Annotated in this window: 12 protein-coding genes and 1 rRNA gene; 6 read left to right on the plus strand and 7 right to left on the minus strand. The window is 59.3% G+C overall.

Annotated features, from left to right (window positions below; translation table 11 throughout):
* The first annotated feature begins 138 nt into the window (after nt 1-138).
* A complete protein-coding gene (locus QRN33_RS05945; protein WP_064365368.1) occupies nt 139-2067 on the plus strand; it encodes a transglycosylase SLT domain-containing protein in 1929 nt (642 codons plus the stop codon).
* 119 nt (nt 2068-2186) lie between these two features.
* On the opposite strand, the gene QRN33_RS05950 is transcribed toward QRN33_RS05945, so the two are convergent.
* Complete coding sequence (locus tag QRN33_RS05950; protein WP_285407577.1) at nt 2187-3965, minus strand: ABC transporter transmembrane domain-containing protein; 1779 nt, start codon at nt 3963-3965, stop codon at nt 2187-2189.
* A 258-nt stretch (nt 3966-4223) separates the two neighbouring features.
* On the opposite strand from QRN33_RS05950, the gene QRN33_RS05955 reads away from it, so the two are divergent.
* Nucleotides 4224-4403: a PA1571 family protein gene (locus QRN33_RS05955; RefSeq protein ID WP_042609025.1), complete on the plus strand. Its 180-nt coding sequence runs from the start codon at nt 4224-4226 to the stop codon at nt 4401-4403.
* A 168-nt stretch (nt 4404-4571) separates the two neighbouring features.
* On the opposite strand, the gene pdxB is transcribed toward QRN33_RS05955, so the two are convergent.
* Nucleotides 4572-5711, minus strand: a complete 1140-nt coding sequence (gene pdxB / locus QRN33_RS05960) for a 4-phosphoerythronate dehydrogenase PdxB (RefSeq protein ID WP_285407578.1) — start codon at nt 5709-5711, stop codon at nt 4572-4574.
* A gap of 160 nt (nt 5712-5871) precedes the next feature.
* Between pdxB and QRN33_RS05965 the strand changes: the two genes are divergently transcribed.
* Entirely contained in the window at nt 5872-7281 is a 1410-nt protein-coding gene (locus QRN33_RS05965) for an MATE family efflux transporter (RefSeq protein WP_285407579.1), read from the plus strand.
* Between the two features lie 47 nt (nt 7282-7328).
* Here the strand turns inward: QRN33_RS05965 and tusA are convergent, their stop codons facing one another.
* Both tusA and rlmM read right to left on the minus strand, forming a co-directional pair.
* The gene (tusA, locus tag QRN33_RS05970) at nt 7329-7577 is read right to left on the minus strand and encodes a sulfurtransferase TusA (protein WP_116658586.1); all 249 of its coding nucleotides are present in this window, start codon (nt 7575-7577) and stop codon (nt 7329-7331) included.
* Between the two features lie 162 nt (nt 7578-7739).
* Nucleotides 7740-8813 carry a 23S rRNA (cytidine(2498)-2'-O)-methyltransferase RlmM gene (rlmM, locus tag QRN33_RS05975; protein ID WP_064365372.1) on the minus strand — a complete coding sequence of 358 codons (1074 nt, stop codon included), beginning with the start codon at nt 8811-8813 and terminating at the stop codon, nt 7740-7742.
* 222 nt (nt 8814-9035) lie between these two features.
* Between rlmM and acnA the strand changes: the two genes are divergently transcribed.
* Nucleotides 9036-11777, plus strand: a complete 2742-nt coding sequence (acnA, locus tag QRN33_RS05980) for an aconitate hydratase AcnA (protein ID WP_252873129.1) — start codon at nt 9036-9038, stop codon at nt 11775-11777.
* Nucleotides 11778-12092: 315 nt separating this feature from the next.
* Here acnA and QRN33_RS05985 read toward each other — a convergent pair whose 3' ends face one another.
* On the minus strand, nt 12093-12581 hold the full coding sequence (locus tag QRN33_RS05985; protein ID WP_042609019.1) for an SRPBCC family protein: 489 nt from the start codon (nt 12579-12581) through the stop codon (nt 12093-12095).
* A gap of 175 nt (nt 12582-12756) precedes the next feature.
* On the opposite strand from QRN33_RS05985, the gene QRN33_RS05990 reads away from it, so the two are divergent.
* Entirely contained in the window at nt 12757-13677 is a 921-nt protein-coding gene (locus QRN33_RS05990; protein ID WP_285407582.1) for an ADP-ribosylglycohydrolase family protein, read from the plus strand.
* A gap of 42 nt (nt 13678-13719) precedes the next feature.
* On the plus strand, nt 13720-14124 hold the full coding sequence (locus tag QRN33_RS05995) for a lysozyme inhibitor LprI family protein (protein ID WP_285407580.1): 405 nt from the start codon (nt 13720-13722) through the stop codon (nt 14122-14124).
* A gap of 42 nt (nt 14125-14166) precedes the next feature.
* On the opposite strand, the gene mrdA is transcribed toward QRN33_RS05995, so the two are convergent.
* Nucleotides 14167-16059 carry a penicillin-binding protein 2 gene (gene mrdA, locus QRN33_RS06000; RefSeq protein WP_065615868.1) on the minus strand — a complete coding sequence of 631 codons (1893 nt, stop codon included), beginning with the start codon at nt 16057-16059 and terminating at the stop codon, nt 14167-14169.
* Nucleotides 16060-16251: 192 nt separating this feature from the next.
* Nucleotides 16252-16367: ribosomal RNA gene (gene rrf / locus QRN33_RS06005) — 5S ribosomal RNA — on the minus strand.
* Nucleotides 16368-16550: the final 183 nt, after the last annotated feature.

Consider the following 16550-nt stretch of genomic DNA (forward strand, 5'->3'; position numbering starts at 1 on the left):
CTCTGCACAACATTTGTTGCGAACTTGTGCAGCGAGGCTCGCAAAGCTTTCGCCGCTTGCTGGCAAAAGGCTAAGCTACAGGCAATTCAGTGCGGATTTCGGTCAGCACTTGTCATGATTTCTCTGCCCGGATGTCTCATGCGCAGTCGCCTTTTCAGTGTTTTGTCCTGCTTGTTACTCACCGCCGCTGCCGCTCAATCCGTCCAGGCGGTGGACCTTTCCACCCAACGCCAGTATTACGATGAAGCCAAACGCGCCCTTGCCAAGGGTGATACCGGCCCGTATTTCCGCTACAGCCAGGCGCTAGCCGATTATCCGTTGGAACCGTACCTGGCCTACGACGAACTGACAGCGCGCCTGAAGACGGCGAGCAATGCGGAGATCGAGAAATTCCTTGCCGAACACGGCGACCTGCCGCAAGCCAACTGGATGAAACTGCGCTGGTTGCGCTGGCTCGCGGACCGCGGCGACTGGGCGACCTTCGTCAAGTACTACGATCCGAAGCTGAATTTCACCGAGCTCGATTGCCTCAACGCGCAGTACCAGATCAGCCACGACAAGAAAGCCGAAGGCTATGCCAGCGCGGAAAAGCTCTGGCTGACCGGCAAATCGCAACCGGCCGCCTGTGATGCCTTGTTCGGCATCTGGGCTGCCGACGGCCAGCTCACCGAGCAGAAACGCTGGGAGCGCACCAAGCTCGCCGCGCAAGCACGCAATTATCCGCTGGCCAACAGTCTGATCAACGGTCTGACCACCCTCGCCCCGCGCGGTCGTTTGCTGGTCGACGTGGCGCAGAAACCCGAACTGCTCAATCAGCCGTCGCGCTTTACACCGGCCGACGAGCCGATGTCCGACGTGGTCAGCCTCGGCCTGCGTCGCCTCGCCAGGCAGGACCCGGACAAGGCCATGGCCTTGCTCGACGGTTACGCCAGCAGCATGCATTTTTCTCGTGATGAAAAAGTCGCGATCGCCCGTGAGATCGGCCTGACCCTGGCCCGCCGTTTCGACAGCCGCGCATTGGACGTAATGACCAAATACGATCCAGAGCTGCGCGACAACACCGTCTCGGAATGGCGCCTGCGCCTGCTGCTGCGTCTGGCACGCTGGAACGATGCCTACGAACTGACCAAACGCCTGCCGCAAGATCTGGCCACCACCAACCGTTGGCGCTACTGGCAGGCGCGCAGCCTGGAACTGGCCCAGCCGCAGAACCCGCAAGCGCTGACCCTGTACAAGAATCTGGCGCGGGAACGGGACTTCTATGGCTTCCTCGCCGCAGACCGCTCGCAGTCGCCTTACTCGCTGAACAACAAGCCACTGGTGCTCAGCCAGGCGCTGATCAATAAAGTGCGTAACACCCCGGGCGTACGCCGCGCGCTGGAGTTTCATGCACGCGGCCAGATCGTCGACGGGCGTCGCGAGTGGTATCACGTCAGCCGTCATTTCAACCGCGATGAAATGGTCGCCCAGGCCAAACTGGCCTACGACCTGAAGTGGTACTTCCCGGCGATTCGCACCATCAGTCAGGCGCAGTACTGGGACGATCTGGACATCCGCTTCCCGATGGCTCACCGCGATACCCTCGTGCGCGAAGCCAAGGTGCGTGGGCTGCATTCGAGCTGGGTGTTCGCTATCACCCGGCAGGAAAGCGCCTTCATGGACGACGCACGCTCCGGCGTCGGCGCCAGCGGTCTGATGCAATTGATGCCCGGCACCGCCAAGGAGACCGCACGCAAGTTCAGCATTCCACTGGCCTCGCCCCAGCAAGTCCTCGATCCAGACAAGAACATCCAGCTCGGCGCGGCCTACCTCAGCCAGGTACACAGCCAGTTCAACGGCAACCGCGTGCTCGCCTCCGCCGCTTACAACGCCGGCCCCGGCCGCGTGCGTCAGTGGCTGCGCGGCGCCGATCACCTGAGCTTCGACGTCTGGGTGGAAAGCATCCCGTTCGACGAAACCCGGCAATACGTGCAGAACGTGCTGTCGTACTCGGTGATCTACGGTCAAAAGCTCAACTCGCCGCAACCGCTGGTGGATTGGCATGAGCGGTACTTTGATGATCAATAACCGGTAATCCCGGTCAGGCGGGAGCTGCCGAGGCTGCGATCTTTGATGTAAAAATGCCCGCATTCAATGCGGGCATTTTTTGTAAAGCAAGATCAAAAGATCGCAGCCTTCGGCAGCTCCTACAAGTCCACTGCGTGGCCATCATTGAATTGCAACGCCGCCAGTCGCGCGTACAGCGGGTTGCTGGCGATCAATTCCTGGTGCGTCCCCACCGCGACCAGCTTGCCTTGGTCCATCACTGCAATTCGATCAGCGTTCTTCACGGTGGCCAGCCGATGGGCGATGACCAGGGTCGTGCGGTTTTCCATCAGCGTTGGCAAGGCTTGCTGGATCAGATGCTCGCTCTGTGCGTCGAGGGCGCTGGTGGCTTCGTCCAGCAGCAGGATCGGCGCGTCCACCAGCAGGGCGCGAGCAATGGCCAGGCGCTGGCGCTGACCGCCTGACAGCCCGAGCCCGCCATCGCCCAGATGAGTCTGATAACCATCAGGCATTTGCTCGATGAAATCGTGGGCGTGGGCGATTCGCGCAGCTTCCTTGACCTGCTCCAGCGTGGCGGTTGGGCAGCCGTAGCGAATGTTCTCCTCCACACTGCCGAAGAACAGCGCAGGGGTTTGCGAGACCAGTGCGAAACAGCGGCGCAGATCCAGCGGATCGAGGCTGGTGAGCGGCACGCCATCCAGCAGAATCTGGCCTTCGCGCGGATCGTAGAAGCGCAGCAACAGGTCGTAGACCGTGGACTTGCCCGCGCCAGACGGTCCCACCAACGCCAGGGTTTCGCCCGCCCTGACCGTCAGATTCAAGCCATCGACTGCGTAGCTTTGCGGACGCGACGGGTAGGAAAAGCGCACATCGCGCAGTTCAAGCTCACCTTTGACTCGCGCTGGCAAAGCGACCAGTCCGGTCACCGGTGGCTGGATGATGTTTTCCGAGCGCAGCAATTCGGCGATGCGTTCGGCGGCCCCCGCAGCGCGTTGTAGCTCACCGATCACTTCGCTCAAGGTGCCGAACGCACTGCCGACGATCAGGCTGTAAAAAACGAATGCCGCCAGTTCTCCGGCGGAAATCCGCCCGGCCATCACGTCCATGCCGCCGACCCACAACATCACTGCCACCGCGCCCAACACCAGCACGATCACCAAGGTGATCAACCACGCCCGCTGAAAAATCCGTTTGCGCGCGGTGTCGAACGCCTGCTCGACGGTCGAGGCGAAGCGCTGTTGATCCTGCACCTGGTGGTTGTAGGCCTGCACGGTTTTGATCTGGCCCAGGGTTTCCGACACGTAGCTGCCAATATCGGCGATGCGGTCCTGGCTCTGGCGCGACAGATTGCGCACGCGGCGGCCGAAAATCAGGATCGGCGCGATCACCAGCGGCAGCGCAATCACGACAATGCTGGTGAGTTTGGGGTTGGTAATGAACAGCAACACCACACCGCCGATCACCATCAGCAAATTGCGCAGGAACAGCGAGAGCGACGAGCCGATTACTGATTGCAGCAGCGTGGTGTCGGCAGTCAGGCGCGACTGGATTTCCGAGCTGCGGTTGTCCTCATAAAAGCCCGGATGCAGATACACCAGATGGTTGAAAACCTGGCGACGAATGTCGGCGACCACCCGCTCGCCGATCCACGAAACCAGATAGAAACGGGCGAAAGTGCCCAGCGCCAGCCCGAGCACCAGCAGCATGAAAATGCCGATGGACTGATTGAGCAGATGCGGCGATCGGGTCATGAAGCCCTGATCCACCAACAACTTGATGCCCTGCCCCATCGACAAGGTGATGCCGGCCGTGACGATCAGCGCGAGTAACGCGCCGAAGGCATGCCAGCGATACGGAAGGAGAAAATGACTGGTCAGGCGCAGGGCGCGCCGGTGTCGGGAAGAAAGCATGGAGATCATGGAGTTCACGTCTGCGCAAATGGATCGGGCCAGCCTACAGACTCAGATGGGGTGGAACTCTGTAAATCACAATGAGTCAGGTTAAATATGCCCGGGATGTCCGGATGCTAGAAACGATTGGTCTAAGGTTGCGGTTGAGACGAGCGGTCATTTCTGTTTGAGTAGAGATGCCGCCCGCCGACAGACCGCAGGGAGTTGTCACAGCCTGGTCACGTGGCGGTTTTAACTTAGGCACACAACCTGATGAGGAGACAGGCCATGTCCTTGCAACACAGCAGCGAAGACAAGATTGAAGTGATCCGCACCCAACCCGACCAGTCTCTGGGTTGCTCGATTATCGATGAACAGGGCCGCGAAGTACCGATCACTGAAAACATGATCCAGGACGCTTGCCGCGAACTGGAGAAGCGATTGGTCAAGCCTGCCGAACAAGAGTGATATAGCCACCGTCTTCCTGACCCGGCCCTGATTGGCCGGGTTTTTTCTGTCTGCAATTCAGGATCGGGGGTGCCGCTTTCGCGAGCAGGCTCGCTCCCACACAAATCGTATGTTCAGTGAAGATCCCCTGTGGGAGCGAGCCTGCTCGCGAATGAGCCGCTTCGGTTTCTAGACAGCCACAGCCCCCAGCGCCTCGACAATCTGCCGCAACGCCGGCGCATCCCCTTCAATCCGCACCTTCAGCCCTTCGATCTCGCGCCGCACCGGGTATTGCTTGCGCAACACATCAAACGCCGCACGCTGTTCAGCGACATTTCCCACCAGACTGCGGCGGAAATCCGCATCATCGCGGCGCGGGTCGTACACGCCCCGGCACAACATCGCCAGCGCCCACGCCGGGTCACTGCCGCCGTGCAGGGAAACTTCCGACAGCCACGCTGCCGGCAAAAGATCACTGAGCTGGATATCTGCGGGCTGCCCGATGAACGCGCAGTAAGCCTGATAGATTTGCGCAGTCCCGCGTTGCTTGCCATCGAGGCTGTAACCGGCAATATGTGGCGTGGCCAATACACAGAGTTCGGCCAGCGCAACATCGACTTCAGGCTCCTTTTCCCAGACATCGAGCACTGCCTGCAAGTCTTCGCGCTCGAGCAGCACCTCACGCAGCGCTGCGTTGTCCACCACAGGGCCGCGCGCCGCGTTGATCAGCCACGCACCCTGCTTGAGTTGCCGCAGACGCTGTTGATCGAACAGATGCCACGTTGCATCGTCGCCGCTACGGGTCAGTGGAGTATGCAGACTGATCACGTCGCACAGCTGGATGATCTGCTCAAGGCTGACGTAATCGCCGCCTTCAATCTGACGCGGCGGATCGCACACCATGACGTTCCAGCCCAAGCCCTTCAGGACCTTGATCAAGCGACCACCGACTTCACCGGCGCCAACGACGCCGTAGGTACGCTGGGTCAGATCCACCCCTTCGATTTCGGCCAGTGTCATCAGACTGCCCAGTACGTAATCGACCACCCCCCGAGCGTTGCATCCCGGCGCGCTCGACCAGGTAATCCCGGCCTCGTTGAAGTAATCGAGATCCAAATGGTCGGTGCCGATGGTGCAGGTGCCGACAAAGCGCACCTTGCTGCCCTCAAGCAGCGCGCGGTTGACGTTGGTCACCGAACGCACCAGCAACACATCGGCCTGCTCGACCGTCGCCCGGTCAATGGAGCGGCCCGGGACCCGGCGGATTTCACCGAAACCGGCAAAAAAGGCGTCGAGCAGCGGGATATTTTCATCGGCAACAATCAGCATGGCGGGCTCCTTGGGCGGATCGGCAGTTTAGGTGCAGACGCGTCGATCAGCCAGCAGGCTTTGCGTTTACAAATGCGCAACAGAGGATTTTTCCTGACCGGGGCGTCAGCGGCGTAGAATGCCCCGCCTCGCGCATCACTACTTTCTGGACGCTTTGCCTGTGAACCCTGTAACTGACCAACCTGTCGCCGTCTCCCTGACCCGCCCTGCGCGGATTCGCCTGGAGTTGAAAAACCTGCTCGCCCTGGCCCTGCCGATCATCATCGCGCAACTGGCGACCACGGCCATGGGCTTCGTCGATGCGGTGATGGCCGGGCGCGTCGGGCCTAAGGATCTGGCGGCGGTGGCGTTGGGCAACTCGATCTGGGTGCCGGTGTTTCTGTTGATGACCGGCACTCTGCTCGCCACCACGCCGAAAGTGGCGCAACGTTTCGGCGCCGGCAAGCACAGCGAGATCGGCCCGATCGTGCGTCAGGCGCTGTGGCTGGCATTGGTGGTGGGACTGATCGCCACCTCGATGCTGGTCGCCGCTGAACCGGTGTTGCACCTGATGAAGGTCGACCCAGAGCTGATCGGCCCGTGCATGCAATACCTGCACGGCATCGCCAGCGGCTTGCCGGCGGTGGCCTTCTATCACGTGTTGCGTTGCACCAGTGACGGCATTGGCCGCACCCGCCCGGCCATGGTGTTGGGCTTGTGCGGTCTGGCGCTGAACATCCCGCTGAACTACATCTTCATCTATGGCCACTTCGGCGTGCCGGCCATGGGCGGCGTTGGCTGCGGCTGGGCCACGGCAATCGTGATGTGGGTGATGGCGCTGGGTCTGGCCGGTTACGAACGCTGGGCGCCGGCCTATCGTTCGAGCGAGCTGTTCAGCCGCTTCGACTGGCCGCAGTGGGCGGTGATCAAGCGTCTGCTGTCGATCGGTTTGCCGATCGGCATCGCGGTGTTTGCCGAATCGAGCATCTTCGCGGTGATCGCCCTGCTCATCGGCAGCCTCGGCGCGACGGTGGTGGCCGGGCATCAGATTGCATTGAACGTCAGCTCGCTGGTGTTCATGATTCCGTATTCGCTGGGCATGGCGGTCACCGTGCGTGTCGGGCAGGCATTGGGCCGCGAAGAACCGCGGGAGGCGCGTTTTGCCGCCGGAGTCGGCATGGCCACCGCCCTCGCCTACGCCTGCCTGTCGGCGAGTCTGATGCTGTTGCTGCGCGAGCCAATTGCAGCGATCTATACCGCCGATCCGACGGTGATTCACATCGCGGCGATGCTGATCGTGTATTCGGCGCTGTTCCAGTTTTCCGATGCGATCCAGGTGACTGCTGCCGGCGCGTTGCGTGGTTATCAGGACACTCGCGTGACGATGATCCTGACCCTGTTCGCTTACTGGGGGATTGGTTTGCCGGTCGGTTACGCGTTGGGCCTGACTGACTGGCTCGGCGCGCCACGTGGCCCGAGCGGCCTGTGGCAGGGGTTGATCGTCGGTCTGAGCTGCGCGGCGCTGATGCTCTCGATCCGTCTGACGCGCAGTGCGCGCAAGCGGATTCGGATCAGTCGTTCGGCAGGTTGATCACCCATAAAAAAGACCTGCATTTGCAGGTCTTTTTTTGCCCAGAGTCAGGACTTCTTGCGAATCCAGTACAGATAAGTACCGGCCTCTTCGTGCTGGCTGACCAGCTCATGGTCAAGAAACACGCAGAACTTGGGGATATCGCGCTTGGTCGAGGGATCGGTGGCGATCACCTTGAGCAAGCCGCCGGGCAGCAGATCGCGGATGTGCTGATGCAACATCATTACCGGTTCCGGGCAATTCAGACCGGTGGCGTCGAGGGTGCCGTCGACTGGGGTGTTGATCATTTCGCTCATGGTTTACTCCAGAAACTGGCCGGCATTGTCGCGCATTGCCGGATATCGTCCAACCCATGTGGGAGCGAGCCTGCTTGCGAATACGCTGTTTCATCCAACATTGGTGTCGGCTGACAAGACGCTTTCGCGAGCAGGCTCGCTCGCACAAGGGTTTGCGCTGCTTCAGCGGGACTTGGCTTTTTTGCTGTCGTGCCGACGCAAGTGGCAGGTCACTTCTTCGCGGTCGTGATACAGCTGCTTGCAGCCGATATCAACCTTGATCCCGCGCGCCTTGAAACCATCGGCAATACGCTCCAGCAGACGCTTCACTTCGGCATAACGCTGTTTCATCGGCAGCTTCAGGTTGACCACCGCCTCGCGGCAATGTCCCTCGCCGATCCATTCTTCCAGCATCGCGGCGTTGCGCGCCGGTTTCTCAACGATATCGCAGACCATCCAGTCAACTGGCTGTTTCGGCTTGAAGGTAAAACCATCCGCCATCAGATGCTGCACGAGCCCGGTTTCCATCAGGCTTTCAGCCATCGGGCCGTTGTCGATGGCGGTGACCAGCATGCCACGGTTGACCAGTTGCCAGGTCCAGCCGCCCGGCGCGGCACCGAGGTCGACGCCGGTCATGTCACTGTGCAGGCGATCTTCCCACTGATCACGCGGAATGAAGTGGTGCCACGCCTCTTCCAGCTTCAAGGTCGAGCGACTGGGCGCTTCGCGGGGAAACTTCAGGCGCGGAATGCCCATCGGCCACATTGCCGAGTTACCGGCGTCGGCCATGCCAAGAAACACCTCGCGACCGCTTTTGAAGGTGAGCAACAGACGCGGCTTGCTGGCGTCTTCCACCAGTTTTCCGGCGGCGGTCAGTGCCTTGCGCAGCGGGCCTTCGAACTTCTTGCAGAAGTTCGACAGCTCCTTGCCATCATTGGTATCGACTACTTCCAGCCACAGACTGCCAAACACCGGAAAATCGGCCATGTGCGCGAGGATCACGCTGATCCGGTCGTTTTCCGGCAGATCGATGAAAAAGCCCCGTGCCCACTGCCGCGGGAAGATCAGTTCGGCGAAACGCTGACCGCGCATCAGGCGTTCGGCGCCGTCGGCTTCGGTGCAGACAAACTCGGCGCAGGCCGCGGCCGTTTTGGCTTTGGCGTAGCCGGCGACGTTGAGACGGGCGGCGAGGTCGGAAATTTCCGAACAGACTTCGCCTTCGAAGCCGGGCCGGCAATGCATGAATAGGGTGTTCATTCTTACTCCTGGGCAGCGCTCGATGATTCGGCCGCTGCGCGATGCTCAAGCCTTGCGTTGCCGCAATGCCTGTCACGAAAACCGGCGCATGATAGCCGAAGTCGGAACCTTGGTTCCGCCCATAGAGTCCAGTTATTAGCCAGCTACTCAAAACAGAGCTAGGTTTAATGCTCTGCCCGTCCCCTCAGTCCGTAGCCGTGCGGACTCAAAGGAGTGATCGTAATGCCGTCCCTCGATAGTCTGAAATCACTGAAAACCCTGCAAATCGACGCCACGACCTACCATTATTTCAGCCTGCCGGAAGCCGCCAAAAGCCTGGGCGACCTCGACAAGCTGCCGATGTCGTTAAAGGTACTGCTGGAAAACCTGCTGCGCTGGGAAGACGAAAAAACCGTGACCGGTGCCGACCTCAAGGCCCTTGCTGCCTGGCTCAAGGAGCGCCGCTCCGATCGGGAAATCCAGTACCGCCCGGCGCGCGTATTGATGCAGGATTTTACCGGTGTCCCCGCCGTGGTCGACCTCGCCGCCATGCGTGCGGCGATGGCCAAGGCTGGCGGTGATCCTCAACGGATCAATCCGTTATCACCGGTGGATCTGGTAATCGACCACTCGGTGATGGTCGACAAGTTTGGCAGCGCCAGTGCGTTTGAACAGAACGTCGACATCGAAATGCAACGCAACGGCGAACGCTATGCGTTTCTGCGCTGGGGCCAGAGTGCGTTCGATAACTTCAGCGTGGTACCGCCGGGCACCGGCATCTGCCACCAGGTCAACCTCGAGTACCTCGGTCGCACCGTGTGGACCAAAGAAGAGGACGGCCGCACCTACGCTTTCCCCGACACGCTGGTCGGGACCGACTCCCACACCACCATGATCAACGGCCTCGGCGTACTCGGCTGGGGCGTCGGCGGGATCGAAGCGGAAGCGGCGATGCTTGGGCAACCGGTGTCAATGCTGATTCCGGAAGTGATCGGCTTCAAACTCACCGGCAAGCTCAAGGAAGGCATCACCGCGACCGACCTGGTGCTGACCGTGACGCAGATGCTGCGCAAGAAAGGCGTGGTCGGCAAATTCGTCGAGTTCTATGGCGACGGCCTCGCCGACCTGCCACTGGCCGACCGCGCGACCATCGCCAACATGGCTCCCGAGTACGGGGCGACATGCGGCTTCTTCCCGGTCGACGATGTCACCCTGGAATACCTGCGCCTGTCCGGCCGGCCAGCGGAAGTGGTGAAACTGGTCGAGGCGTACACCAAGGCTCAAGGTCTGTGGCGTCTTCCGGGTCAGGAGCCGGTGTTCACTGACAGTCTGGCGCTGGACATGGGCAGCGTCGAAGCCAGTCTGGCCGGACCGAAGCGCCCGCAGGATCGCGTCTCGCTGCCGAACGTTGCGCAGGCCTTCAGTGACTTTGTCGACCTGCAATTCAAACCCACCAGCAAAGAAGAAGGACGCCTGGAAAGCGAGGGCGGTGGCGGCGTCGCCGTGGGCAATGCCGATCTGGTGGGCGAAGCGGATTACGAATACGAGGGCAAAACCTATCGCCTGAAAAACGGCGCCGTGGTCATCGCCGCGATCACCTCCTGCACCAACACTTCCAACCCGAGCGTGATGATGGCGGCCGGGTTGCTGGCGAAAAAAGCAGTGGAAAAAGGCCTGACGCGCAAGCCGTGGGTCAAAAGCTCACTGGCCCCCGGGTCGAAAGTCGTCACCGACTACTACAAGGCTGCCGGGCTGACCCAATACCTTGATCAACTGGGGTTTTCTCTGGTCGGCTATGGCTGCACCACCTGCATCGGCAACTCCGGGCCACTGCCGGAGCCGATCGAAAAAGCCATTCAGAAAGCCGATCTTACGGTCGCGTCGGTCCTGTCCGGCAACCGCAACTTCGAAGGGCGCGTGCATCCGCTGGTGAAAACCAATTGGCTCGCCTCGCCACCGCTGGTCGTCGCCTATGCATTGGCGGGTAGCGTGCGCACCGATATCAGCAGCGAACCACTGGGTGAGGATCAGCAGGGTAATCCGGTGTATCTGCGCGATATCTGGCCGAGCAGCCGAGAGATCGCCGAGGCGGTGAATCAGGTCAATACGGCGATGTTCCACAAGGAATACGCCGAAGTGTTTGCCGGTGATGAGCAATGGCAAGCCATCGAGGTGCCGCAAGCGGCCACTTACGTGTGGCAGGACGATTCGACCTACATTCAGCATCCACCTTTCTTCGACGACATTTCTGGCCCCCTGCCGGAGGTCAAAGATGTCAAAGGCGCACGGGTATTGGCCCTGCTCGGTGATTCGGTAACCACAGACCACATCTCCCCCGCCGGCAATATCAAGATCGACAGCCCGGCCGGGCGTTATCTGCAGGAAAAAGGCGTCGAGCCTCGCGACTTCAACTCCTACGGTTCACGTCGCGGCAATCATGAAGTGATGATGCGCGGCACGTTTGCCAACATCCGTATTCGCAACGAGATGCTCGGGGGCGAGGAAGGTGGCAACACCCTCTACATTCCCACCGGGGAAAAAATGGCCATCTATGATGCAGCCATGAAGTATCAGGCTTCGGGCACTCCGCTGGTGGTGATTGCCGGACAGGAATATGGCACAGGGTCAAGCCGTGACTGGGCGGCAAAAGGTACCAATCTGCTGGGGGTCAAAGCGGTCATTGCGGAAAGCTTCGAGCGCATTCACCGCTCCAATCTGGTGGGCATGGGTGTGCTGCCGTTGCAGTTCAAGCTTGACCAGAATCGCAAGAGTCTCAATCTGACTGGCAAGGAAACATTCGAGATTCAGGGGCTGAGCGGTGTCGAGTTGACGCCCCGGATGAATCTGCCTCTGGTGATTACTCGCGAGGACGGGCGTCAGGAGAAGGTCGAGGTCCTGTGCCGGATTGATACGTTGAACGAGGTTGAGTACTTCAAATCCGGGGGGATTCTGCATTATGTGTTGCGGCAGTTGATTGCTTCGTAACGGGTGACATTTGCAGCAGGCTGCGGTTTTTTTGACTTTGGCTTTAAAAGCAAGATCAAAAGATCGCAGCCTTCGGCAGCTCCTACGTGCAGACGAAAAAAAACCCGCCGAAGCGGGTTTTTCCCAAGACCATTATCGACTCCCTGTCGGTAGCGATCCTTGCAAATGGTCGATCATCCATGATCCTGAAACACTCCCTGTGTCTCAGTTGATGTGTGTAGATTACCCAGTGGATCCAATCAGCAATAGTCGTAAAAGCTACCAACGCGTGTAAGACATTCGCCATACAAACACTTCCGAAAACCCTTAGACCTGTCAGGCACTACCGCTCTCACGGGCCTTGGCGCTTTCGGCGAGGAACTGTTCAAGCCGGCTCAATTGTTCCTCCCAACCGCGACTGTCCATGTAATACGCCTCTTTCTGGCGAACATCGGGTATGTGGGCGAAGCCGGATTCCGAAACCTTGAGCAATGTGCCGTCCTCGAAATCCTGCAGCTCGAATTTGACCAGGGTGGTGGGCTCTTGCGAGTAGTCGATCTTCGGGTTGACCGCATACGGATGCCAACGGAAAGAAAACAACTGCTGCGGCTCGACCCGCTCGATCAGCACGTTCCACAATACGTGTTCATAACCGGGGTATGTGACCTGGCCCTGCGTCCATTCGCCAGCGATGAATCGCCGCCCCTCGAGCGCCACGCCAAACCATTGTCCAAACGCCTCGGCATCGACTAATGCACGCCAGACGTGGGAACGCGACGCCTTGAGCTTGATTTTGCGTTCGAAACTGTTAGGTACTGGTTTCATACGTCACCTCCTGTTCTGAACACTAGGCTTGTATGACCACATGTCCAATGGGAAGTTGTATCGAAGCGCTGCAGCTTTGACTCGTGCAGACACATTCTGCCGTAGTTTGCGCTCTGTAATCAGCGCCGATTGACCTGCTATCTTGCCAGCGAATTCGCAGAAACAAGGACGAACCATGCAGCCCTCTCTAGCCGATCGTTATCGCGGTGCCCTTCTAGGCCTGGCTTGCGGCGACGCGGTTGGCACCACGGTCGAGTTCCAACCGCGAGGATCATTCCGGCCGCTGAGTGATATGGTCGGCGGTGGCCCGTTTCAGCTAAAACCGGGGCAGTGGACCGATGACACCTCAATGGCGTTGTGTCTGGCCGAGAGCCTGCTGAGCAAAAACGGCTTCGATGCGGCTGATCAGATGGGCCGCTATCTCAATTGGTGGAAATGGGGATACCTGAGTTCTACCGGTGAATGTTTCGACATCGGCATGACCGTGAGCCAGGCGCTGCAACAGTACCAGCGCACCGGGGAGCCTTTTGCCGGCTCGACTGATCCGTTGACTGCTGGCAACGGGTCGCTGATGCGACTGGCCCCCGTCGTGCTGTTTTATTTTCCCGATGTTCGACAGATACAGACGTTCGCTGCCGACAGCTCACGCACAACCCATGCCGCGCCGGAGGCAATCGAGTGCTGCCAATTGCTGGCTGATCTGATCGCAAGAGCCCTTGAGGGTGCGGAGAAAACCCAGCTCCGCCGGGCGCCACTGCTAGCGCTTTCCCAGCCCGGGGTGGCTGCGATCGCACGGGGTGAATACCTCGACAAAGGGGAAACTGAAATCAAGGGCAGCGGCTATAGCGTCCAATCGCTGGAAGCCGCGTTGTGGTGCTTCCACCACACGCAGACCTACGCCGACGCGGTGTTGCAAGCAGCCAATCTCGGTGATGATGCGGATACAACCGCTGCTATCGTGGGTCAGTTGGCAGGTGCTTATTACGGCACTCGGGCGATTCCCGAGCACTGGCTGGAGCGGCTGCATGAACGCGAGGAAATCGCCGCCACTGCGGATCGCCTGCTGGAAGCTTCCAGGTTACGCACTCAACCCTAGCTACACTGTTTGCACTTTTCCATTCGGTACAGCTAGAACCTTATGTCAGTACGACTGCTTCTGGCCTTTGCGCCCTTTGTTTTTTCCCCATTCGTCCACGCCGCCGTTGACTGCGCCAATACCAGTGATCAAGCGACAATGAATCAATGCGCGGGGCAAGCCTTTAAAGCGGCAGACAAGGAATTGAATGCGGTTTACCAGCAGATCACCGGCCGCTTGAAAGACAACCCGGACGGCAAGAAGCTACTGGTGGGCGCGCAGCGGGCATGGATTGGATTCCGCGACTCTGAATGCAAGTTTTCGGCATCAGGAGTGGCGGGCGGGAGTGTTTATCCATTGATTTACAGCGATTGCCTGACGGGCATGACCAAGACGCGTGTCGAGGCGCTCAAGCAATATTTGAAATGTGAGGAAGGCGACATGAGTTGCCCGGTACCCGGTGCGTAATCACAGGCTCCGCTGGAGCCTGTGCCATGAAGCTATTACGCTTTAGACGTGGGGGTCGCCCGGGGCTTTGCTCGGCGCGGCGTATTGCGGCTTGAGATGACCATCCTGATCGAGTAACCAGGCATCCATGATCTGCCGGACTACCGGCCCTGCGACCCGCCCCCCGGCCTCGCCGTTCTCGATCATTACCGAGATGGCGATTTTCGGATGCTCTGCCGGCGCGAATCCTACGAACAGGGCGTTGTCACGGTGGCGCTCAAGGGTTTTCTCACGGTTGTAGCGCTCCCCCTGCTTGATCGCCACGACTTGCGCCGTACCACTTTTGCCGGCAATGCGGTATTGCGCGCCCGCAGCGGCCGCTCGGGCAATGCCTCGAGCATCGTGCATGACCATCTGCATGCCGTGGTTGACCTGCTCCCAATCACGCGGATCCTTGAGCAGGATGTTCGGCATCGGGTGCTCGTCAACCGGCGCTACGCCGTCGACCGATTTGGCCAGATGCGGCCGATTCCATATCCCTTTATTGGCGATCAGTGCGGTAGCTTGGGCCAATTGCAGGGGTGTGACCTGCATGTAGCCCTGGCCGATGCCCAGGATAACGGTTTCACCGGGATACCATGCCTGCCGCCGCGTTGCGCGTTTCCAAGCCTGCGACGGCATCAGACCGGGGGACTCTTCAAACATGTCGAGCGAGACCTTTTCACCGAGACCGAACATCGCCATGTAGTCGTGCAGGCGATCGATGCCAAGCTTGTGCGCCAAATCGTAAAAGTAGGTGTCGTTGGATCGCATGATCGCCGCGTCCATATCCACCCAGCCGTCACCACTGTGGTTCCAGTTGCGGTACTTGTGATCGAAGTCCGGTAGTTGGTAATAGCCGGGATCGAATACGCGTGTTTGCGGGGTCACGACGCCTGCGTCCAGACCAGCGATGGCGACTTCCGGCTTGATCGTCGAACCGGGGGCGTACAGGCCGCGCAATACGCGGTTGAACAGCGGCCGGTCGATGGAATCGCGCAGGGCGGAATATTCCTTTGAGCTGATGCCAGTGACGAACAGATTCGGATCGAAGCTGGGGTTGCTGACCATCGCCAGTACTTCTCCCGTGGACGGATCAAGAGCAACCACGGATCCACGACGATCGCCCAAAGCGGCTTCGGCGGCTTCCTGCAGTTTCACATCGAGGCTGAGGACGATGTTTTTACCTGGCACCGGGTCGGTGTGCTTGAGCACCCGAAGCACTCTTCCTTGAGCGTTGGTTTCGACTTCTTCATAGCCGACATGGCCATGCAGCTGCGCTTCATAGAAGCGCTCGATACCGGTTTTACCGATGGATTGCGTACCACGGTATTCAACGGAGTCGAGAGCCTTCGATTCTTTCTCGTTGATCCGACCGACATAACCGATTGAATGGGCGAAATGCGCGCCAAGGGGATAGTGCCGGACAAACTGCGGTTCGACATCGAGGCCCGGCAGGCGGAACTCATTGACCGCCAGGACGGCAATCTGCTCTTCCGTCAGCTCATAAAACAGGGTAACCGGTGTGAACGGATGCCGGGATTGCTTCATCGCCTTGTCGAATACCATGCGGTCCTCAGCAGGCAAGTGCAGCAGGTTGATGACTTCGTCCAATTCCTGATTGACGTCAGTTGCACGCTCACGAGTGATGGTCAGGTTGTAGCTGGGACGGTTGTCGGCGAGAAGTACACCGTTGCGGTCATAGATCAATCCGCGCGTCGGCGGAATCGGCAGGACATGCACACGATTATTTTCGGAGATGGTCGAGTGGTAGTCGAATTCCACCACCTGAAGGATATACAGACGCACCACTAGAGCACAGCTGATGGCAAAGACGAACAGAGCACAGGCAATCAAGCGTTTGTTGACCAGCCGCGTCTCTTTTTCATGGTCCTTGATCGGGATTGGTTCAGGCATTTCTACAGCAACTCTTCGACATAAATGAGTGCCGATCCATGGGCAGGACATCAGTCCGTTAAAAAACGAGCTGCACCATACCAAAACTGGCCGTCCACTTCAGGATGTATTTCCCCGGTGGCGCTGTGAAAAACTTTCTTGCAGGCAAAACAAAACCCCAACTGCTTTCGCAATTGGGGTTTCGGAATTTAATCTTGACGATGACCTACTCTCACATGGGGAAACCCCACACTACCATCGGCGATGCATCGTTTCACTGCTGAGTTCGGGATGGGATCAGGTGGTTCCAACGCTCTATGGTCGTCAAGAAATTCGGGTACTGACTCGTGACCAGATGGCCTCGCTTCAGCAAATTGGGTATGTGACAGCTGTCGGTGTTTGTGCGCTTCGAACTTTCGGTTCGTTTCGTCTTCACACACCGCAATCTGGTGCCTTCTCAGGTCAGCAAATTGCTTGGGTGTTATATGGTCAAGCCTCACGGGCAATTAGTA

The organism is Pseudomonas sp. FR229a (genome assembly GCF_030209115.1).
In the GTDB taxonomy this organism is placed as follows: domain Bacteria; phylum Pseudomonadota; class Gammaproteobacteria; order Pseudomonadales; family Pseudomonadaceae; genus Aquipseudomonas; species Aquipseudomonas moraviensis_A.